The organism is Streptomyces sp. MK37H, from assembly GCF_018035285.1.
GTDB lineage: Bacteria > Actinomycetota > Actinomycetes > Streptomycetales > Streptomycetaceae > Streptomyces > Streptomyces endocoffeicus.
Map to the genome: position 1 here is coordinate 1 of NZ_JAAAYH010000124.1, position 21,189 is coordinate 21,189.

8 protein-coding genes and 2 pseudogenes are annotated in these 21,189 nt (G+C 71.6%); 3 read left to right on the top strand and 7 right to left on the bottom strand.

The genetic code is table 11. From position 1 onward, the window contains the following. On the bottom strand, positions 1-5,135 hold a 5,135-nt coding region (locus GWI24_RS19080), incomplete at its 3' end, for a type I polyketide synthase (protein ID WP_210947151.1). 482 nt (positions 5,136-5,617) lie between these two features. Here GWI24_RS19080 and GWI24_RS19085 point away from each other — a divergent pair. Continuing rightward, positions 5,618-7,624: an erythromycin esterase family protein gene (locus tag GWI24_RS19085; RefSeq protein ID WP_210947152.1), complete on the top strand. Its 2,007-nt coding sequence runs from the start codon at positions 5,618-5,620 to the stop codon at positions 7,622-7,624. 325 nt (positions 7,625-7,949) lie between these two features. Here GWI24_RS19085 and GWI24_RS46870 read toward each other — a convergent pair. Together GWI24_RS46870 and GWI24_RS46875 are read right to left on the bottom strand one after the other, a co-directional pair. Beyond that, positions 7,950-8,691, bottom strand: a pseudogene (locus GWI24_RS46870) (ATP-binding cassette domain-containing protein); the annotation flags it as partial. 123 nt (positions 8,692-8,814) lie between these two features. Further along, positions 8,815-9,552, bottom strand: a pseudogene (locus tag GWI24_RS46875) (ATP-binding cassette domain-containing protein); the annotation flags it as partial. 330 nt (positions 9,553-9,882) lie between these two features. On the opposite strand from GWI24_RS46875, the gene GWI24_RS19095 reads away from it, so the two are divergent. Next, on the top strand, positions 9,883-10,548 hold the full coding sequence (locus GWI24_RS19095) for a hypothetical protein (RefSeq protein ID WP_210947154.1): 666 nt from the start codon (positions 9,883-9,885) through the stop codon (positions 10,546-10,548). Between the two features lie 105 nt (positions 10,549-10,653). On the opposite strand, the gene GWI24_RS19100 is transcribed toward GWI24_RS19095, so the two are convergent. Next, on the bottom strand, positions 10,654-11,355 hold the full coding sequence (locus GWI24_RS19100; RefSeq protein ID WP_210947155.1) for an alpha/beta fold hydrolase: 702 nt from the start codon (positions 11,353-11,355) through the stop codon (positions 10,654-10,656). Between the two features lie 212 nt (positions 11,356-11,567). On the opposite strand from GWI24_RS19100, the gene GWI24_RS19105 reads away from it, so the two are divergent. Beyond that, positions 11,568-12,671 (top strand): hypothetical protein, encoded by a 1,104-nt coding sequence (locus tag GWI24_RS19105; protein WP_210947156.1) that lies wholly within the window; start codon positions 11,568-11,570, stop codon positions 12,669-12,671. Between the two features lie 86 nt (positions 12,672-12,757). On the opposite strand, the gene GWI24_RS19110 is transcribed toward GWI24_RS19105, so the two are convergent. From GWI24_RS19110 to GWI24_RS19120, 3 genes are all read right to left on the bottom strand, one after another. Then, positions 12,758-13,600: an aldo/keto reductase gene (locus GWI24_RS19110; protein ID WP_210947157.1), complete on the bottom strand. Its 843-nt coding sequence runs from the start codon at positions 13,598-13,600 to the stop codon at positions 12,758-12,760. Positions 13,601-13,782: 182 nt separating this feature from the next. Beyond that, the gene (locus tag GWI24_RS19115) at positions 13,783-14,628 is read right to left on the bottom strand and encodes a cyclopropane-fatty-acyl-phospholipid synthase family protein (RefSeq protein ID WP_210947158.1); all 846 of its coding nucleotides are present in this window, start codon (positions 14,626-14,628) and stop codon (positions 13,783-13,785) included. A gap of 123 nt (positions 14,629-14,751) precedes the next feature. Continuing rightward, positions 14,752-21,189 (bottom strand): type I polyketide synthase (locus GWI24_RS19120; RefSeq protein WP_210947159.1); only part of this gene is annotated, 6,438 nt, incomplete at its 5' end.

A 21,189-nucleotide genomic window follows, 5' to 3' on the forward strand; every position in this document is an offset into this window, starting at 1 on the left:
AGCTCGGCGGGCAGGGGCGTGGCCGGGGCGACCGGGGACGGTGGCGCCGCGCGTCGTTCGCCCGGAGCGCTACCGAAGTAGGTGAGGAGTACATCGCGCTGGGCGGCGATCATCTCCCGGCTGGTCCTCAGGAACTCCGAGATCAGGGCGTCTCTGTCGCCGTACTCGCCGCCACCCGTCCGATCCGTCTGGCTCACCGTAGCCTCCATGACACGTCGGGCCGGTGCCAGCGCACCGGGCAGGAGCTCACCGTTCGCGGTGCGGACGAGGTGTCCGTCGACCGTCCAGCCGGGCCGCTTCGGTGGCGGGGCGGATCCCGCCGCCACCGCGTCCCGGCCGTGGAACAGCCAGGCCGTACGCACCGGAACGCCGGCGACGGCCAACCGGGCGAGAGCGTCGAGAAACCCCCGCGGCCCGGCGGCGCCGGACCGCCGTCCCTCGCAGGCGAGGGCGAGATGCGGGCGGCCGTCGAGGATCTCCCCCACCAGCCGGGTGAGCACCGTCCCCGGGCCCGCTTCCACGAAGATACGTGCGCCCGCCTCGTACATGGCCTCGATCTGCGCCACGAAGCGGACGGGCGCGCCGATCTGGGCGGCGAGTTCGGCGCGGATGGCATCCGGCTCCGCGCCGTGCGGGGCGGCGGTGCGGTTCGCCCAGACGGGGAACTCCGGCTCCCGCACCGGGTGGCGGGCCAGCGCCTCGGCGAACCGCGCACCGGCCCCGGCCACCAGCGGACTGTGGAAGGCGCAGGCCACCGGGATGCGTTTGACCGAGTGCCCGGCCTCCCGCAGCAGCCGCACCGCCTCCTCGATGTCCCGCTGGGGACCGGAGATCACGGTCTGCCGTGGCGCGTTGTGGTTGGCGGCCACCACACGCCCGTCGAGCCCGGCCGCGTGCAGCACCGGCTCGACCTCGTCGGGGGCCGCGGTCACGGCCGCCATCGTGCCGGGCTCCTCCCCATCGGCCTCGGCGGCACCGAGGATGGCGGCCGCCCGCTCGGCGCTCAGTCGTGGCAGCGTACGGGGGTCGAGCGCACCCGCGGCGCACAGTGCGACCAGCTCCCCGTAGCTGTGTCCGGCCGCCATGTCGGGCCGTACCCCGGCCGAGGTGAGCAGGGTGTACGCGGCGAGCCCGACGATGCCCAGTGCGGGCTGGGCCACCCGGGTGTCGGTGATCGCGGTGCGCTGTGCCGCCTCACCGGCCTTGTCGAAGGCGGCGGGGGGATACAGCGCGTCGGCGTAGCCGCGTCCGTGGCGCAGATGGCGCTGGAGCTCGGGGAAGGTGACGAAGGCGCCGGCGAACATCCCGGGCCGCTGACTGCCCTGCCCGGGGAAGAGAAACGCGACCTTGCCGCGCCCCGGCTCGCCCTCGGCCTCCCCGGTCTTCCCGCTGTCTCCGGCCTCCCCGGCCTCCTCGGGCTTGTCCGGGGCCGTGTACAGCCCGTCCGTTCCGCGCGGCCCCTGGCCCGGCGGATCGCCCGCAAGGACCTGACGTAATCGTGCGGCCAGGTCGTCCAGGTCCGAGGCCACGACGGCCGCCCGGACCGGTTCCCGGCCGGCGTCGGCCCGCCGGGAGGCGGTCAGCGCGAGGTCGCGCAGCCGCCACGGCCGACCCGCCGCGTCATTGGCCATGAGCTGGTCGAGTGTCTGCTGGACCACCCGCAGCGCAGCCGCCCGGTCGGTGCCGCGGAAGAGGAACAGCTCGGCGGGCCAGTCGTCCAGCCCTTGTGCGGGTGGCGCTCCGCGGCCGTGTGCCGCGAGTACCACATGGAAGTTGGTCCCGCCGAAACCGAACGCGCTGACCCCGGCGACCCGTTCGGCGGGCGCGGCGGCCCATGGCCGGGCCCGGGTGTGGAAGGCGAAGGGGCTGCGGTCCGCGTCCCATGCCTCGTTGGGCCGGGTCAGATGCAGGGTCGGCGGTGTGATGCCCGTGTGCAGCGCCATCGCGGCCTTCACCAGCCCGGCGAGGCCCGCGGCGCATTTGGTGTGGCCGATCTGGGACTTCACCGAGCCCAGCGCACACGCTCCGGGTGCGGCCCCCGACTCGGTGAACACCTCACCCAGGACGGTGAGTTCGGTGCGGTCGCCGACGACCGTACCGGTGCCGTGCGCCTCGATCAGGCCGACGTCGGCGGGTGAGACGCGGGCATTGGCGTAGGCGCGCTCCAGTGCGGAACGCTGTCCCTCGGGGCGCGGGGCGGTCAGCCCGAGCGAGCGGCCGTCGCTGGAGGATCCGACGCCCTTGATCACGGCGTAGACGCGGTCGCCGTCCCGTTCGGCGTCGGCCAGCCGTTTGAGGACGACGCAGGCGACGCCCTCGCCGAGCGCGATCCCGTCGGCCGAGCTGTCGAAGGTCCGGGAGCGGCCCGTCGGGGAGAGGGCGTGCACGGAGGAGAAGAGCACATAGTCGTTGATGCCGTTGTGCAGATCGGCGCCGCCGCACAGCACGAGGTCGCTGGTGCCGGCGGTCAGCTCCTTGCAGGCCACGTCCACGGCGGCCAGCGATGACGCGCAGGCCGCGTCCACGGTGTAGTTGGCGCCGCCGAGGTCGAGCCGGTTGGCGATCCGCCCGGAGATGACGTTGGCGAGCATGCCGGGGAAGGAGTCCTCGGTGAGCCGGGGCAGCTGGTCCAGCAGGGCCCGCGGCACCTCGTGGACATAGGACGGCAGGACGGCGCGCAGTGTCTGGGCGTTGGACAGATCGCTGCCCGCCTCGGCGCCGAACACCACGGAGGTGCGGGAGCGGTCGAAGGTCCGGCCGCCGTCGCCGGGGTCGCCGTACCCGGCGTCGTCCAGGGCCCGGCGGGCGGCCTCCAGGGCCAGCAGCTGTACGGGTTCGATGCTGCCGAGCGAGGCCGGGGGGATGCCATAGCGCAGCGGGTCGAAGGGGATGGGTGGCAGAAAGCCGCCCCATTGGGAGGCGGAGGCGCCGTCCTTGTCGCCCGTGTAGTGGACGGCGGGGTCCCAGCGCTCGGCGGGCACCTCGGTGACGGCGTCCACACCGCCCACCACATTGGCCCAGAACGTGGCGAGGTCGGGTGCCTGCGGAAACATGCATGCCATGCCGACGACGGCCACGTCCAGCGGCTCGGGCACCTCGGCTGCTGCCGGGGCCACGCCCAGGCGCTCACGCACCGCCTCCGCGCGTGCGGTGAGGAAGTCGGCGGCGGCGGGGCCCACCGCATGGTGCAGTGCGGCGATCGTGGTGGTGGCCGAGCGCATCACGGCCACCTGCCCGGCCATGAACATCCCACCGCTGAGCTGGCCTTCCTCGTCCACCGGGGCCAATGCGCCGTCGGGTCCGCGGTCCAAGCCCTTGCTGGCGATCCTCAACCGTCCCACATTCAGCCGCTCCAGCCGCTCCCAGACCTCCCGGTCCGGCAGGCCCTCGTTCCGCAGCCGCTCCTTCACGGTGTCGAAGCTCTCGGTGAAGGGGCTGGGCACGCAGCGTGTGGCATGGCCGGGGGCGGTCTCCAGCAGCACGGTGTGCCCGGCGGCCACCACCTGGCGCTGGAAGAGCGGCTGTACGGAGCCGTGTGCCACCGCCTCATCGGTGAACAGATAGGCGGTGCCCATGAGCGATCCGACGGCGACGCCGCGCCGGGTGAGCGGGGCGGCGAGCGCGGCCACCATCGCGGCGGAGCGTTCGTCGTGCACTCCCCCGGCGAAGAAGATCTCGATCCCCACGCCGCCGGTGCCCTCGGTCGCGTCGGCGCCGTCGGTGCCCGCCGTGTGACGCGGGTCGTGTGCGGCCTCGTCGAGGAAGTCCTCGATGACGGCGATCTGGGCCTCCCACAGCGGGAAGCTGTTGCGCGGCCCCACATGGCCGCCGCATTCGGAGCCCTCGAAGACGAACCGCCGCGCCCCGGCCTGGAGGAACTGGCGCAGCAGCCCCGGCGAGGGCACATGCAGAAAGGTGGCGATGCCGTCCCGCTCCAGCGCCTTGGCCTGGGACGGCCGCCCGCCCGCGATGATCGCGTGGCTCGGGCGGATCTCCCGGATGGCCTCGAGCTGGGCGTTCCTGATCTCCTCGGGTGCGAAGCCGAGCACACCGACGCCCCAGGGACGTCCGTCCAGCGCGGCCGCGGCCTCCTCCAGCAGGGTGCGCGCCTGCTCGCGTCCGGCCAGGGCGAGCGCGATGAACGGCAGCGCTCCCCCGGCCGCGACGGCGGAGGCGAACGCGCCCTGGTCGCTGACCCGGGTCATCGGGCCCTGTGCGAGGGGCAGCCGAGTGCCGAGGCGGGTGCTCAGCGGGGCGCCGGGGCGCAGCGCCGAGACGGCGGAGCCGTTCCGTACGGCCTCGTGTGCGGCCTCCCGGACGGCGTCCGTGATGCCCCGGACGGTACGGCCGGCATCCCGCCACCGCTCGGCCAACTCCGCGGCCAGGAAGCCGTCCTGACCTACCGCCAGGTCATGTCCGATGCGCGGACCGCGCTCCCGGCGCCGCAGGATGCGGTGCCCGTCGAGGACGGTGGTCTCGGAGCCGTCCATGGAGCGGATGGCGGCGGCGCGGTCCTCCGGGAGCCCCGATTCGGCGAGCAGGGCCAGCTGGGTGTCGAGGACGACCCCGGCCGCGCCGCCGAGCACGGACGCCGCGGCGGTGCGCGGGCCGATACCGCCGCAGGCCCACACCGGTAAGGACACCCGGGGGTCGGCGAGGAGCCGCTGGAGCAGGACGAAGGTGCCCAGCGGACCGATCCGGCCGCCGCTCTCGCTCCCCCGGGCGATCAGCCCATGCGCACCGGCGCGGATGGCTTCGAGGGCCTCGTCCAGGTCGGTGACCTCGGCCAGCACACGGCAGCGGTCGGCAACAGCCTCCACCGGCCAGGGCGAGTCCACGCCGAGCACCACCGTATGCGGACCGGACGCACCGCCATGTGAGCCGTCGGTGGGCGGGGCGTCCAGGAGGTCCGCGGGAGCGAGGCGACAGCCCGCCGCGACCCGCACGCCGTACCGGCCGTCGGCCACCCACTCGCCGATGTCCTCCCATGCCTGGAGGGCTTCGCGGCCCGTTGTTCCCAGGTCGAGGATGCCGAGTCCGCCCGCGCGGCTGACCGCCGCGGCGAGTCTGGCGTCCGGTTCCCCGAACGGAGTGATGCCGATGACAAGATCGCCTGCGTCCACGGTGGCTGACATGTTTTCTCCAAAATCGCTAGCGCGGCAGGAAATGGAGATAATTCGGGCAAGGCATGTCGAACGTATGGCATGGCAATCTCGCGAAACGGCGCCGACTGAAATTAGCCACGTTATTACTGAAGAGTCAACAAGCAGTCGTTCACGCTCTCGCCGCGACGGGCTGAATCTCGCCAGACGCGAGGACACCGGCCGCGCCGCCACCTTCTCTCCCCCTGTTAAACGTTCATATATCTCGTGCGAACGAGATCGTTTCGAAGGTAGGCCTAGGCGCATGAGTCAACCTTGAATGCGCCTTAACCTGCGCGGACGCCGGACCCTCATTTCGCTCTCGCGAATTTCGGGTGCGGAACGGAGCGGCGGGGCGTCCCGGACGGGCCGCCACGCCTCCCGCGGCGGGTCCCCCAAGGTGCACCCTGGAAGGAGGTCGGCATCGTTCGACGGGTCCGCACCGTACGCACCTGGTCGAAGGAGGAGGACTGAGGGTGTCCGAGCGTCTGTTCCGCGATCGACGGGACGCCGGCCGGGTCCTGGCCGGCCGTCTGGAGCACTACCGAGGCCGCCCCGATGCGCTGGTGCTCGCATTGCCCCGTGGCGGCGTTCCGGTGGCGTACGAGGTGGCCACCGCACTGGACGCCGAACTCGATGTCCTGCTCGTGCGCAAGCTGGGTGTCCCGGGCCGGGACGAAGTGGCGATGGGGGCGATCGCCAGTGGCGGGGTGGTGGTGCTCAACGAGGACATCATCCGCGGACTGAACATCTCGCCGGAAGCGGTCCGGCAGGTGGCGGAGCGGGAAGGCCGGGAACTGCTGCGTCGGCAGCGGATGTACCGCGGCGACCGCCCCATGCCGGACATCGAGGACAGGACGGTCATCCTCGTCGACGACGGCCTCGCCACGGGCGCGAGCGTCCGCGCCGCCATCCAGGCGCTGCGGCGCATGCGGCCCGGCAGGATCGTGGTGGCGGTGCCCGCCGCGCCCGAGTCCACCTGCCAGGAGCTGTCGACGATGGTCGACGAGGTGATCTGCGCGACCACCCCCACCCCGTTCCACGCGGTCGGCGCCTCCTACTGGGACTTCACCCAGACCACCGACGAGGAGGTCCGCGACCTGCTGCGCGCGGCCTCGCGGGTCCCGCCGGTCCCGCCCGCCGCGGAGGCCGCGACGGACGCGGTCCTCATCCGGGGCGAGGCCCTCGCCGTCGAGGACGGCGTACCTCAGGGCGACGCGCTGCTGAACCTGGTGGGGGACGCGCACTTCGTGCTCATCGGCGAGGCGTCGCACGGCACCCACGAGTTCTACGCCGCGCGGGCGCGGATGACCCGGCGGCTCATCGAGGAGAAGGGCTTCTGCGCCGTGGCCGCGGAGGCGGACTGGCCCGATGCCTACCGTGTGAACCGCTACGTCCGCGGGCGCGGTGACGACGCCACCGCCGAGGAGTCCCTGCGGGGCTTCGAGCGTTTCCCGACTTGGATGTGGCGCAACACGGCCGTGCTCGAGTTCGTCGGATGGCTGCGTGACCACAACGACCCGCTCAGCGACGGGGCGAAGGCCGGGTTCTACGGGCTGGACGTCTACAGCATGTACCGGTCGATCGATGAGGTGATCGGCTATCTGGAGCGGGTCGACCCGACCGCCGCGGCGCGCGCCCGCGAACGCTATGCGTGTCTGGAGCGCCACGACGGGGACGACGGTCAGGTCTACGGTTTCCAGGCGGCGTTCGGCGCGGGCCCGACCTGCGAGGACGAGATCGTGGAGCAACTGCGGGACATGCAGCGCCATGCGCTGGAGTACGCGCGGCGGGACGGGCTGCTGGCCGAGGACGACCTGTTCTACGCCCAGCGGAACGCGATCGTCGTGCGGAACGCCGCCGAGTACTACCGCTCGATGTTCAGCGGACGGGTCTCCTCGTGGAATCTGCGGGACCGGCACATGGTGGACACCCTCGACGCGCTCGCCGAGCACCTGGGCAAGCAACGTGGGGAACCGGCGAAGATCGTGGTCTGGGAGCACAACTCCCATCTGGGCGACGCCCGCGCCACCGAGTCCGCCATGCGCGGCGAGCTCAACGTCGGCCAGCTGGTGCGCGAAGGCCACGCCGACGACTGTCGGCTGCTCGGTTTCACCACCTACACGGGCACCGTGACGGCCGCGGACGGCTGGGGATCGCCCGCGGCACGGAAGCGGGTGCGCCCCGCCCTCGCGGAGAGCGTCGAAGAGCTCTTCCACGAGGCCGGGGAGAAGGAGTTCCTGCTCGACTTCGGCCACGCTCCACTCGCCCGGGAGCGGCTGACGTCGGCGCTGCTGGAGCGCGCGATCGGAGTGATCTACCGCCCGGACACCGAGCGGCAGAGCCACTACTTCCTCGCACGGGTGGCGGACCAGTTCGACGCGGTCATCCACATCGATGAGACACGCGCCCTCGAACCGCTGGAGCGCACCGCCGGCTGGGAGCGGGGCGAGGCTCCCGAGACCTACCCGTTCGCCGTGTGACATCCGCCGTGTGACGTTCGCGGTCTGACGTTCGCCGTGTGACATTCGCCGTGTGACGTTCGCCGTGTGACGTTCGCCGTGTGATGCCGCGGGTGGACAGCCGGTCTCAGCTCGTCTCAGTTCCTCTCAGCCACTCCCTCGGCCGCGGACGACGACACCTCGAGCAGATCCCGGACCTCGTCGGCACCGGTCTCCCGCAACTCCTCGCCGACCAGCAGCCACCGGGTGATGCCGATCGATTCCAGGAACGGCAGATCGTGGCTCGAGACCACGAGCGCGCCCTCGTAGGAGTCCAGCGCGCTCGTCAGCTGCCGCACACTGGCCATGTCGAGGTTGTTGGTCGGCTCGTCGAGCATCAGCAGCTGCGGGGCCGGTGCGGCCAGCATGGTGGCCGCGAGGGCGGCCCGGAAGCGTTCGCCACCGGAGAGGGTCCCCGCCGGCTGCTCCGCTCGCGCCCCCTTGAAGAGGAAGCGCGCGAGCTGGGCGCGGATGTGGTTGTCGGTGACACCGGGCGCCCGGTTCGCCACGTTCGCCGCCACGCTCAGCTCGTCGTCCAGCACATCCAGCCGCTGCGGGAGGAACCGCAGCGGTACGTACGTCCTGGCCTCACCGGACAGCGGGGCGAGTTCGCCGGTGAGGGTGCGCAGCAGTGTGGTCTTACCGGCTCCGTTCCGCCCGACCAGCGCGACGCGTTCGGGCCCGTGCACATGGAGGGTTGCCTCGCGCAGCGCGCCGTAGCGGGGGCGCAGTTCGCTCAGGGTGAGCACGGTGCGGCCCGCGGGCACCGCGGTGTGCGGCAGGCTCACGCGGATCTCGGCGTCGTCGCGGACCGCCTCGGCGGCCTCCTCACGCCGCTCGCGCGCCTCGTGGAGACGGTCTTCGTGCAGATCGCGGAGCTTGCCGGCCGACTCCTGCGCGGACCGCTTACGGGCGCCGGCGACGATTCTCGGGGCTCGCCGCTCGACGTCCATCTTCTTGCTGTTCCGCTGGCGGCGTGCCAGTTTGATGTGGGTCTCCTCCAGTTCGCGCTTTTGCCGACGCACATCCGCCTCGGCCACCCGCAGCATCCGCGCGGCCGCCTCCTGCTGGGTGGCCAGCGCCTCCCGGTAGGCGGACCAGCCGCCGCCGTACCAGGTCACCGACCCGGACCGCAGTTCGGCGATGCGGTCCACCCGCTCCAGCAGCTCACGGTCGTGGCTGACCACGACCAGCACACCGGAGCGCCAGGAGTCGACGGCGTCGTAGAGCCGCCGCCGTGCGAACAGGTCGAGGTTGTTGGTGGGTTCGTCGAGCAGCAGGACGTCGGGCCGTTCCAGAAGCAGGGCGGCCAGGCGCAGCAGTACGGTCTCCCCGCCGGAGAGATGGCCGACGGTGCGGTCCAGTTCGACATCGCCGAGCCCGAGTGAGCCCAGTGTCGCCAGGGCCCGCTCCTCGACATCCCAGTCGTCGCCGATCGTCTCGAAGTGGGCCTCGTCGACGTCTCCCGCCTCGATGGCGCTCAGGGCGGCGCGCCGCTCGGCGATGCCCAGGGCCTGGTCGACGCGGAGGGTGGTGTCGAGGGTGATGTTCTGCGGAAGGTAGGCGAGGCTGCCGCCGACGGTCACCGACCCCTGGGTGGGACGCAACCGGCCGGCGATCAGCCGCAGCAGGGTGGACTTGCCACTGCCGTTGGTGCCGACGAGGCCGGTGCGGCCCCGTCCGATGCCGAGCGAGAGCCCGTCGAAGACGGTCGTGCCGTCCGGCCACTGGAAGGACACGGCCGAGCAGGTCACGGAGGCGCTGGGGGTGGGGGATGCTGCCATGGTGTTCTCGCATTCGCAAGCGCTGTGAAAAGGGGCTACGTATGCGAGCACCACGCGGCGACCAAGCCGGGGAATGGGGTGCGGCCCTCCGAAGGGTGAGGGACGGCGTATGCACCGAGGTCGCATCCACGCGGGTCACGGGCGGCAAGAAGGCCGGCTACGGCGTGACGGGCTACGGCTTGTGCCGTACCGCGCGGTGATCGCGAACCTCAGATACGCAACGTCCACCTCTATCGGAGACAACAGGACTCAGGAAGTGTAGCGCAGCCGTGGTGCGTGATGTCGTGTGCGCTGCCGGGCGGGGCCGCGGTGCCACCTTCCTGCCAACCTTTCCCGCGCCCCCGCTTCCGCGGACGACCGCCGTTACGATCACCCGCGTGACCTGGCGGCGCACCGGTACCGAGGCGCGCCGCCCGTTTCGGATCGCATGGATCATCGAATCAAGGGGCGTGAGAAGTGAACAGCCGGTTACGCATCGCGGCCGTGTCGGCCGTCTCCCTGGTGTCGTTCCTGGGTGGTACGACCGTGGCCACGGCCCAGGAGTCCGACCCGGCGCCGAAGTCCTGTGACGGTGTCCGGCTGACCGGCGAGCTTCCCGTTCCGGCGCCCGGCCAGGGCGTCTCGGGGCAGATCACCATTGGCGCCGACTGCAAGCCGGAACCGGTCTCCGTCCAGCACGGCCCGGCATCGGCCCGCTCGGCCCGCACCGCCACCGCCGCCACTGCCGGGCATCAGCTGCGTGGCTGGAACGAGATGTACGACTGCTGCAACATCCGGATGACGGGCCTGTACACCGCCTCCTCGTGGGACACGGCGAACGGCCGCGTCACCACGGCCGGCACCACGGCCACCCAGGAGTGGAACCGCGAGCCGTGGGACGCCGGTTGGTCGCTCACCTCGCAGACCGCGAAGGACGACTGTGTCACCGACTGCGCCGAGGTCAACTCCGAGGCGCACGCCGACTTCGCGTACCAGGGTGTCTTCGACCCGACCGGCGACTGGTACAACAACACCCACCACTCCTACGTCCAGTTGAAGACCGACGGGACGGCGAGCTGCCGCTTCGATGTGGAGCTGCGGCACACCTTTGTGGGGTGGAACTGGCGGTACGGCTGCGAGTGACCGCACCGGCGGCGCGGTAGCACACGACGTGGCCCCGCCTCGCACGATGCGGGTGGCCGGGTCCAGGGCGAACACCGCCCGGGGCCCGGTCAGGCGGGTGCCGCGTCACGATGCCCCAGCGCACCCGAGCAGTATCCGGGCCAGCTCACGCGGCTGGGAGAACATCGGCCAGTGGCCGGTGTCCAACTCGACCAGCCGCCAGTGCTCGCTCTTCAGCAACTCGGCCACATCGCTCATTGGCTCATCGCCGTCGAGCAGGCACTTGATGTACGTGGCCGGAAGCCCGCCGAGCGGGCGCGCCAGCACGGCGGGCTCGGACAGCGTGGCGCCCGGATGCGGCGTGGAACCGCCCACGATCCGCGCGATCTGCTCGTCGGTGAGCCCCTGGCCCTCGCAGCCGGCCTCGGTCAGGGGCGCCCAGAAGCCGCCGTTCGCGGCCATCGACGCCTCCACCATGGCCCGGCCGCCGGGCCAGGCCGACAGGAACGACTCACCGTCCGCCGGAACGTTGGAGTCCACGAACACCACATGGGCCAGCCGGTCGCCGATGCGCTCGGCGGCCTGACCGACCGGGATGCCCGAATAGCTGTGCCCCACCAGGACCACATCACGCAGATCGAGGCGCTCGATCTCGCCGACGATGTCCTGGACGTGGGTCTGCTGCCCGGCCTGTACACCCTGCTTCTCGGCGAGTCCGGACAGCGTGAGGGCATGGACGCCGTGTCCGGCAGCGCGCAGCTCCGGCACCACCCCGTCCCATGCCCACGACCCCAGCCACGCACCCGCCACCAGTACGAATTCCGTCATGGCGGCAAGGTAGCGAGGGGGTCCGACAATGGACCGCCGGATCAGGACCTGCCGGACGCGTGCGTCGCCCAGTCGCCCGTCGCAGGGCAGATCGACCCCCGCCCCGCCACTGACCGGAACCAGCGATTTCGAGCGGTTTCATCCGGCCTGAGCGGGAAACCCGCTCGTGTCGGGCCGCCCCGTCAGGTCGCCCGGCAAGGTACGGAGCGCATATGAAGTTGTCGTTTCTCGACCCGCTCTACGCGCGGCCCGGCCCATGGGCCGCCGTCTACCTGGACACCTCCCGCGACATCGAGGATCCGGAGAAGGCGATCGAGCTGCGCTGGCGGCACCTGCGCGACGCGCTGTCCGGCCAGGGCGTGGACAACGCCACCCTCTCCGCCCTGCACACCGCCGTGGGCAGCGACCGGGAGGTGTCCGGACGGCACGGACAGGCCCTGTTCGCCGCCCATGGACGGCTCGGACTGGCCGAGGAGCTCCCCGAGCCGCCGGCGGCCGATTCGGCCCGCTTCACCTCGATCCCCGATGTGCTGCCCCTGGTGCTGCAACACGCCCCGGACATCCCCTATGTGGCCGTGGCCCTCTCCCGGGCCTTCGCGGAGACCGACCTGGAAGAGGATGTGGTGGTGCACTACCAAGCCGGGCGGTGGCCCATGAGCCGAGTGGCACCGGAGCCCCGCTACAACCACATCGGCGCGGCCCGGGACTGGCCGGCGAACGCATTCGCGGTCGCCCATGAGCTGGAGAATCTGCGCCGCTGGACCGATGCCGAGACGATCGTGTTGCGGTGCGCGGCGGAGGACGTGTGGTTGCGCGGCGTGCTGGTCAACCATTTGCCCGAGCCCACCCAACAGCGCGTCGTCACCGTGCACGACAGCGGACGACCGGTGGCCGGACCCGGCCGGGCCCTGTTGGAGGCGGAGCTGAACGACACGCTGCGTGCCACGGTGAACGAAAAAGACCGGACCTTGACGCACCGCTACATGGCGCAGCGCGCCCGGCACCCGGACACCTCCGAAGGGCTGTCCGCCGCCATCACCGCCCTACAGCGTGGCCAGGCCCACTGCCTGCTGCTCACCCGCCCTGTGAACCTTCCGGAGTCGCTGTGGGCGGGGCCCGAGCCCACCCACGTCACGCTGACGGAGCCGGACCTCCACACCTTCGGCGTGCACACCGGACGGCAGGAGCCCGCCGGGGCCGTAGTGGTACGGGCCCTGGTGGGCACCGGCGCCGAGCTGATCACGGTCCCGCGTGAGGAACTGTCGCTGGAGGACGGGGTCGGGGTGCTGCTGCGCTACCACGACCCGTATACGTGAGGTCCGCCGCACCCGCATCACGGCTCCGACGCGTAAGACCCGCGTACGTAAAGCCGGTGCGCCCAAAGCCTCCGAGGATCTCGGGCTCAAAGGACCTCGAGGGGCACGGGCCCCGTGGGCGGGGGGAAGGCGCGGTCCAGCGCGTCCAGGTCCTCCGGGGTGAGCTCGAGATCCAGCGCGGCGTGGTTCTCCTCGACATGGTCGACCCGCCCGGCCTTGGGGATCGCCGCCACCCCCTGCCTGAGCACCCACGCCAGCGCCACCTGCGCGGGCGTCGCGCCATGGGCCCGTGCGACCTCCCGCAGCGCACCGGAGCGCGGCAGGCGTCCCTGCTCGATGGGCGAATAGGCCATCAGGGGGATGTCGCGCCGGTGACACCAGGGCATGAGGTCGTACTCGACACCGCGCCGGGTGAGGTTGTAGAGCACCTGGTCGACGGCGACACCGTCGCCACCGGGGATGGCGACGAGATCCGTCATGTCAGAGGCATCGAAGTTGCTCACACCCCAGTGGCGGATCTTGCCGCTGTCGGTCAGTTCGGCGAAGGCTTCGAGGGTCTCCTCCAGCGGGACCCGCCCCCGCCAGTGCAGCAGATACAGATCCAGCCGGTCCGTGCCAAGCCGCCGCAGGCTGTCCTCACAGGCCGCGATGGTGCCACTGCGGTCGGCGTGGCCGGGGAGTACCTTGCTGACCAGGAAGACCTCGTCGCGGCGGCCGGCGATCGCCTCTCCGACGAGTTCCTCGGAGGCGCCGCTGCCGTACATCTCGGCCGTGTCCACGACGGTCATGCCGAGGTCGAGTCCGCGCCGCAGCGCCGCGATCTCATCGGCACGGCGCCGAGGGTGGTCACCCATGTGCCAGGTGCCCTGGCCGAGCAGCGGCATCCGCTCCCCCGAGGGCAGCGGGACGGTGTCCGGTGCGCTGGTCATCTTGTCCGCCTCCCTGGTTCCCCGGCTGCCTCCCACGGTAGGCGACGCCACGCGCCATGCGACGTCCGCACCGTGTGGCCCCGGGGGCGCGGTCATCTCCGCGCCCCCGGGGCGGGCCGAATGTGTCGACCCGCCCCTGAATGCCTCCCTGACGAGAACCGGGAAATTCCGGTGCCGAGAACTTACGCGGTTTCGGGGCGCCGCGCGGTGGCGATGAGATAACCCAGCTCGGGCATTTCCATGTTCTCACCCTCGGCGGGCTTCAACTTATTGAAGACCTCCGGGTCGACCTTGGACGCCAGCTGCTCCATGTTCTGGGCCATGGCCTCACCGAGCCGCCGGACCGACTGCTTGGTGGTGCTTTCGCTGACGTCGAGCAGCTCCGTACAGCGCAGCCCGGCCTGGCGCAGCATCGCCGGGTATGTCTCGAAAGACGCGGGCGGCTGGGTGAGGTACCGCTGGAGAATGTTCTCGATGACCGGCCGCCGCTCCTCGGATATCTCCTCGCGCTCGTAGTTGTCGGTGAGCGCCAGTCGGCCGCCCGGGCGCAGAACGCGGGCGGCCTCCGCGAGGGCCGCCGCCCGATCGGGCATCTGCATCACGGATTCCAGCATCCAGATGGCGTCGAAGGAGCCGTCGTCGAAGGCCAGGTCCATCGCGTCGCCGTACTGGAAGGTGACCTTGCCGCTCACCCCGGCGGCCTCGGCCAGTTCATTTGCCTTCTCGACCTGCTTACGGCTGACGCTGATGCCCACCACCTCGGCACCCGTCTTCTGCGCGAGCCTGATCGCGGGCCCGCCGAAGCCGCAGCCGATGTCCAGGACCCGGGAGCCGGCGCCGATGCGCAGCCGCGCGATCATCATGTCGGTGAGCCGGTCGGCGGCGTCCTCCAGGGTGGTGCTGTCCTCCTGGCTGTTCCAGAAGCCGACATGGATGTTCGGGCCGTACAGCGAGGCGTCGAACATGCCCACCAGCTGGTCGTAGAACTCTCCGACCCGCTCACCGACCGCGCTGACATTGGACGTCATGATGTTTCCTCCCGCAGTAATGGAAAGGTCTTCGGCGACATCAGAAATCCGCGAGCGCCTTCCCCGTTTTTTCTTCCGCGCTTCGAATGAGCGCGAGCCTATCAGGATGTCAGGCAATGCGAATCACACGTTCTCCGCAAGCCAGTTGAGGACCGCTTCGGCGGCCACGCCGGCGAAATCCTCCATCATGGTGAAGTGGTCGCCGGGAACGTCGATACGGGTGAGCATGGCACCCCATGCCGATTCCTCGTCGTTCCCCTCCCCGGATCCCGGAAAGGATTCCTCCGCTTTCACCGTGAGAATCGGCGCGTCGATCGGCGTCGGCCCCCAGTCGGAGAAGAGGCGCAGATAGCCGCCCATCGCGGTCAGCCTGCCCTCGTCCACCACGCCGAACATCTTTTCCCGGTCGAACATCTTGCCGGACAGATTCGTCTGGATCCACGGCAACGCCTCGCTGCGCGGCAGATAGGTGTCCAGCAGGACGACCGCCGAGGGCGCGCTGCCACGCGCCTCCAGCCACCCGGCGACCGCCTGGGCGATCCAGCCGCCGGACGAGCGTCCGACGAGCACGAACGGCTTCTCTCCGACACAGCGCAGCACCGCCTCCGCCTGCATCTCCACGACGGCGTCGACGCTCGCCGGAAGCAGCTCCCCCTTGCCGAAGCCGGGCTCGGGCAGCACGGAGACATCGCGGCGGCCCCGGAACCCGGCCGCGAAGCGGGCGTACTCACGCGGTCCGGAGATGGCGACCAACGACGGGAAGCACACCAGCCCCGGCGCCGTACTGCCCTTGGAGAGCCGCACCAGCTTGGGCGGGGTGGTCAGCTCCGCCGCCGTACGGAACGAAGGGCGCAGCCGGGCCGCTGCCATGAGCAACTGGGTGCCCGCCACGTACTGTTCATCGGCGCACGCCTGCCGGTACAGCTCCTCGATCGTCGAGCCGGTCGGGGCCTTGACCGCGCCGGGGGGTGTGGCCGTGGTCGTGGTCTGGTGCGGCGCTCCGGCGGCGGGCGCTTCGTCCTGGGGTGCGGAGTCGGGGGCGCCGGGGACCAGTTGGGCGCGCAGGTGGGCGGCGAGCGCCGCGGGTGTGGTGTGCTCGAAGAGCAGCGTGGCGGGCAGATTGAGACCGGTGGCGAGGTTGAGCCGGTTGCGGATCTCCACGGCGGTGAGCGAGGTGATGCCCAGCTCAAGGAAGGCGTGGTCGTCCTCCACCAGGTCCGGTGAGTCATGGCCGAGCACAGTGGCGGCATGGGTGCGCACCAGCTCGGTCAGGAGCTGGGTCTGCTCCCTGGCCGAGAGCCCGTTCAGGCGCTGCCCGATCGGCTCCACTCCCCCGGCGCCGGTGGCGGAGCCGGAGGCGGCGTTATGGGCGGTACGGCGGGCCGGGACCCGGACCAGCCCGCGCAGCAGATGCGGGACGCCGAAGGAGGCGGCCTGCACTCGTAGCGCGGCGATGTCGAGCCGCATGGGTACTAGGAGCGGGTGCGCATCGGTGGTGCTTTCCGGGTGCACGTCAGTGACGCTTTCCAGCCGGCCGCCGCCGCTCGCATCGGCGCCCTCGCCCGGGCCGGGGTCCCCGGCCCGGGCAGCCCGGGCATGCGCTTGCGCCGTCGCCGCGTCGAAGAGCGCCAGGCCCTCCTCGGACGACAGTGCGGTCACTCCCGCCCGGTTGAGCCGTTCGACGTCGTTGTCGTCCATGTGCCCCGTCATGGCGCTGCGTTCGGCCCACAGCCCCCAGGCCAGGGAGACCGCCGGAAGCCCCCCGGCCCTGCGCCGCTGCGCCAGCGCGTCCAGGAACGCGTTGGCCGCGGCGTAGTTGGCCTGGCCACTGCCACCGAACACGCCCGCCGCCGAGGAAAACAGCACGAACGCGGACAGCGGCAGGTCCTCCGTCAGCTCATGGAGGTTGATGGCGGCATCGGCCTTGGGCCGCAGCACCGTGTCGACGCGCTCCGGAGTCAGCGACCTGATCACCCCGTCGTCAAGCACACCGGCCGCGTGCACCACCCCGGTCAGCGGATGCTCGGCCGGTACGGAGGCCAGCAGCCGCGCCAGCGCGGCGCGGTCGGCCGTGTCGCAGGCGGCCAGGGACACCGAAGCCCCCGACGCGGTCAGCTCGTCCACCAGCTCGGCGGCGCCCGTGGCCTCGCGGCCCCGGCGGCTGGTCAGCAGCAGATGGCGTACGCCGTGCTCGGCCACCAGGTGACGCGCCACCAGGGAGCCCAGCACGCCCGTGGCGCCGGTGATGAGGACCGTTCCCTCCGGGTCCCACAGCGAAGTGGCCGCGGGCTCGCCGTCCCGCTCCCCGGCCGACGTGGACGCGGCCGCGCGGGCCGCCGGGACCCGAGCGAGTCGTGGCACCAGCACCGCACCGCCGCGCACCGCCATCTGCGGCTCGTCGCCCGACAGGGCCTGTGGCAGGGCGGCGGACGACGCCTCCTGGTCGTCCAGGTCGAGCAGCAGGAACCGATCGGGGTTCTCCGACTGCGCCGACCTCACCAGCCCCCACACCGCCGCGCAGGCCGGATCGGCGACCGGCTCCCCGGGCCGGACACCGACCGCCCCACGGGTGACCAGCACCAGCCGGGACCGTCCGAACCGCTCATCGGCCAGCCACGACTGCACCAGCGCGAGCGCCCGGTACGCCACGGCACGGACCGCCTCTGCGGACGGCGACGCGAGCGCCGCCGTATCCGCTTCGTCGCGCGTGGCGAGTGTGTGGGACGTGGGGGACGAGATCGAAGAGAGGGAGGACGGAGAGGAGAGGTGGGTTAGGGAGGTCAGGGAGGCGAACACCAGATCCGGCGCCGTTCGCCCCGCCTCGATGGCCTCTCCCAGAGCGGGCAGATCCGCATACGTCTCGGCCAGGGCACCGGCCGTGCCCGCCGACTTCAGCGCCGCCGACAGTCCCGTGTCGCCCTCGGCGAGCACGGCCCAGCGGTCAGCGGAGCCGGACGACAGCGACACCGCCGTGTTGAGCGCCGTCCACTCCAGGCTGAAGAGCGACTCGTGGAAGGCACCATGCGCCGCACCGAGCTGGTCGCGGGCGACCGCGCGAGTGACGAGCGACGCCACCGAGGCCACCGGCTGCCCCGACTCGTCGAGCGCGGTCAGCGACACCGCGTCCGCCCCGGCCGGTGCCAGCCGCACCCGCAGCGCGGACGCGCCGGTGGCATGCAGCGCCACGCCGCTCCAGGCGAAGGGAAGCCGGACCCGTCCGGTGCCGGCCCCCTCGTCCCGACGGACGTTGCCATCGGGCTCAGGGAGGCGGACGAAACCGCCGAAGGCCATCGCGTGCAACGCGGCGTCCAGCAGGGCCGGGTGGAGGCCGAAGCGCTCCGCGTCCTGCCGTGCCTCCTCGGCCAGGCGGACCTCCGCGAAGACCTCGTCGCCCTTGCGCCAGACGGCACGAAGCCCCTGGAAGGACGGCCCGTAGCCCAGCCCGGTCCGTGCGAACCGTTCGTAGAGCCCGCCGACGTCCACCGCCTCCGCACCGGCCGGTGGCCATGCCTCGGGCTCGGGGGCGCGATCGGTCGCCGCCGAGGCGCCGCCGCTGCCGAGCACACCGGTGGCGTGCTGCGTCCAGGGGCCGTCCTCCGTCTGTGCGTACACGCCGACCGAGCGCCGCCCCGCCTCGTCGGGACCGCCGACGGCGACCTGCAGCCGAACCGTGCCCTGCTCGGGCAGCACCAGCGGTGCTCCCAGGGTCAGTTCGTCCACCTGATCGCAGCCGACCGCGTCACCGGCCCGCATCAGCAACTCCACGAAGGCCGTGCCTGGCAGCAGCGTGACATCCGCCACCGCGTGGTCGGCGAGCCAGGGGTGAGTACGGAGCGAGAGCCGACCGGTGAGCAGGAAACCGTCCGAGTCGGGCAGCGGCACGGCGGCCCCCAGCAACGGATGCCCGGCCGAGTCCAGCCCCACCGAGGCCACATCACCCGCGGTCTCGACGGCCTCGGACTCCAGCCAGAAGTGGGTGCGCTGGAAGGCATACGTCGGCAGATCCACGCGCTCCGCGCCCGTTCCCGCGAAAAGCCCTGCCCAGTTGACGGACGCGCCACCCACGTATGCCACTGCCAGGGAGGTCATGAAGCGCTCCAGACCACCTTCGTCGCGGCGCAACGAACCGACGGCGGTGACGCGGGTGCCGTGGTCCTCGGCGGTCTGCTCCACCCCCATCGTGAGCACCGGATGGGCGCTGGCCTCGATGAACATATCGAAACCGTCGGCCAGCAGGGCGCGCACGGTCTCGTCGAAACGGACCGTCTGACGCAGATTGCGGTACCAGTACCCGGCGTCGAGTTCCTCGGTGTCCAGCACACCTGCCGTGACCGTGGAGTAGAACGGCACCGACGAAGCCCGGGGAGCGATAGCCGCCAGCTCCCTCAGCAACTCCTCCTCGATGTCCTCCACATGTCCGCAGTGCGAGGCGTAGTCCACGGGGATACGCCGCGCCCGGACCTCGTCCGCCTCACACGCCGCCAGCAACTCGTCCAACGCGTCCGCGTCACCGGAGACCACGACCGCCGAGGGCCCGTTCACCGCCGCCACCGACAACCGCTCACCCCACCGGCCCAACCGCTCCCGCACCTCCTCCACCGGCAACGACACCGACACCATCCCGCCCAGCCCCGACAACGCACGCAACGCCTTGCTCCGCAACGCCACCACCCGCGCCGCGTCCTCCAACGACAACGCACCCGCCACACACGCCGCCGCGATCTCACCCTGCGAATGACCGATGACCGCCGCAGGCTCCACCCCGTACGAACGCCACAACTCCGCCAACGACACCATCACCGCGAACAGAGCAGGCTGCACCACATCCACCCGCTCCAACGCCTCCGCAGCACCCTCACCACCCCGCAACACATCCCCAAGCGACCAATCCACGAACGGCGCCAACGCCGCCGCACACTCACCCACCCGCTCCGCGAACACCGGCGACGACTCCAGCAACCCCGCCGCCATCCCCACCCACTGCGACCCCTGACCAGGGAAGACAAAGGCCGCACGGGTGTCGGAGCCGATCACGGCCCCGCGCACCACACCTGTCGCCTCGCGGCCCTCGGCCAGCGCGGTCAGGCCGCTGACGAGCGCGGTACGGTCACCGCCCAGCACCACCGCCCGTCGCTCGAACGCCGAGCGCGTGGTGACCAGCGACAGACCGATGTCCGTCACCGCTGGGCCGGTCTCCCCGGCCACGAGCGAGAGGAGTCGCCCGGCCTGCTCACGCACACCGGCATCGGACTTCGCCGACAGCACCCATGGCACCACAGCGGGCGCCAACTCCCCGTCTTCCTCAGAGCTTTCACCCTCTGTCGACGGCGCCTGCTCGAGGATGATGTGCGCATTCGTGCCGCTGAGGCCGAAGGACGAGACGCCCGCCCGACGTGGACGGTCAGTCTCGGGCCAGGGCCTGGCCTCGGTGAGCAGCTTGACGGCTCCGGCCGTCCAGTCGATGTGCGTCGACGGTTCGTCGACGCCCAGCGTCTGGGGCAGCAGACCATGGCGCATGGCGAGCACCATCTTCATGATGCCCGCGACACCGGCCGCGGCCTGGGTGTGTCCGATGTTGGACTTGATCGAGCCGAGCCACAGGGGCTGGTCGTCGGCGCGTTCACGGCCGTACGTGGCCAGCAGCGCCTGCGCCTCGATGGGGTCGCCCAGCGTCGTACCCGTACCGTGTGCCTCCACCGCGTCCACCTCGGCGGCCGACAGCCGTGCGTTCGCCAGCGCCGCCCGGATCACCCGCTGCTGCGAGGGGCCGTTGGGCGCGGTGAGGCCGTTGCTGGCACCGTCCTGGTTGACGGCGGAGCCACGTACCACCGCCAGCACCTGGTGGCCGTTGCGGCGCGCGTCCGACAGCCGCTCCAGCAGCAGCATGCCCACGCCCTCGCCCCAGCCCGTGCCATCGGCGGCCGCCGCGAACGGCTTGCACCGGCCGTCCGGCGCCAGCCCGCGCTGACGGCTGAACTCCACGAAGGTGGCGGGGGTCGACATCACCGCCACTCCGCCCGCCAGCGCCAGCGAGCACTCGCCCTGCCGCAGCGCCTGCGCCGCCAAGTGCAACGCCACCAACGACGACGAGCATGCGGTGTCGATGGTCACGGCCGGACCCTCGAGACCGAAGGTGTAGGCGACCCGCCCCGATGCGATGCTTCCGGACCCACCCGTGGCGAGGTAGCCCTCGGCGCCCTCGGGGATGCTCCGGAGCTGGGATCCATAGTCGTGGTACATCAGACCAGCGAAGACACCGGTCGCGCTGCCCCGAAGGGTCGTCGCGTCGATTCCGGCCCGCTCGAACGCCTCCCATGACGTCTCCAGCAGCAGCCGCTGCTGCGGATCCATCGCCAGCGCCTCACGCGGCGAGATTCCGAAGAACGCCGGGTCGAACTCGCCGGCGGTGTGCAGGAAGCCGCCCTCCCGCGCATAGCTCTTGCCGTCCGCCTCCGGGTCGGGGTCGTACAGCCCCGCCACATCCCAGCCACGGTTGACGGGGAAGCCGGAAATGGCCTCGTCGCCCGCCGCGAGCAGCCTCCACAGCTCTTCCGGGGACCG

Bases quoted from the DNA above. Each gene is read 5' to 3' on its own strand.
- GWI24_RS19100 (WP_210947155.1), bottom strand. From the start codon at position 11,355: ATGACGGAATTCGTACTGGTGGCGGGTGCGTGGCTGGGGTCGTGGGCA.
- GWI24_RS19105 (WP_210947156.1), top strand. From the start codon at position 11,568: ATGAAGTTGTCGTTTCTCGACCCGCTCTACGCGCGGCCCGGCCCATGG.
- GWI24_RS19110 (WP_210947157.1), bottom strand. From the start codon at position 13,600: ATGACCAGCGCACCGGACACCGTCCCGCTGCCCTCGGGGGAGCGGATG.
- GWI24_RS19115 (WP_210947158.1), bottom strand. From the start codon at position 14,628: ATGACGTCCAATGTCAGCGCGGTCGGTGAGCGGGTCGGAGAGTTCTAC.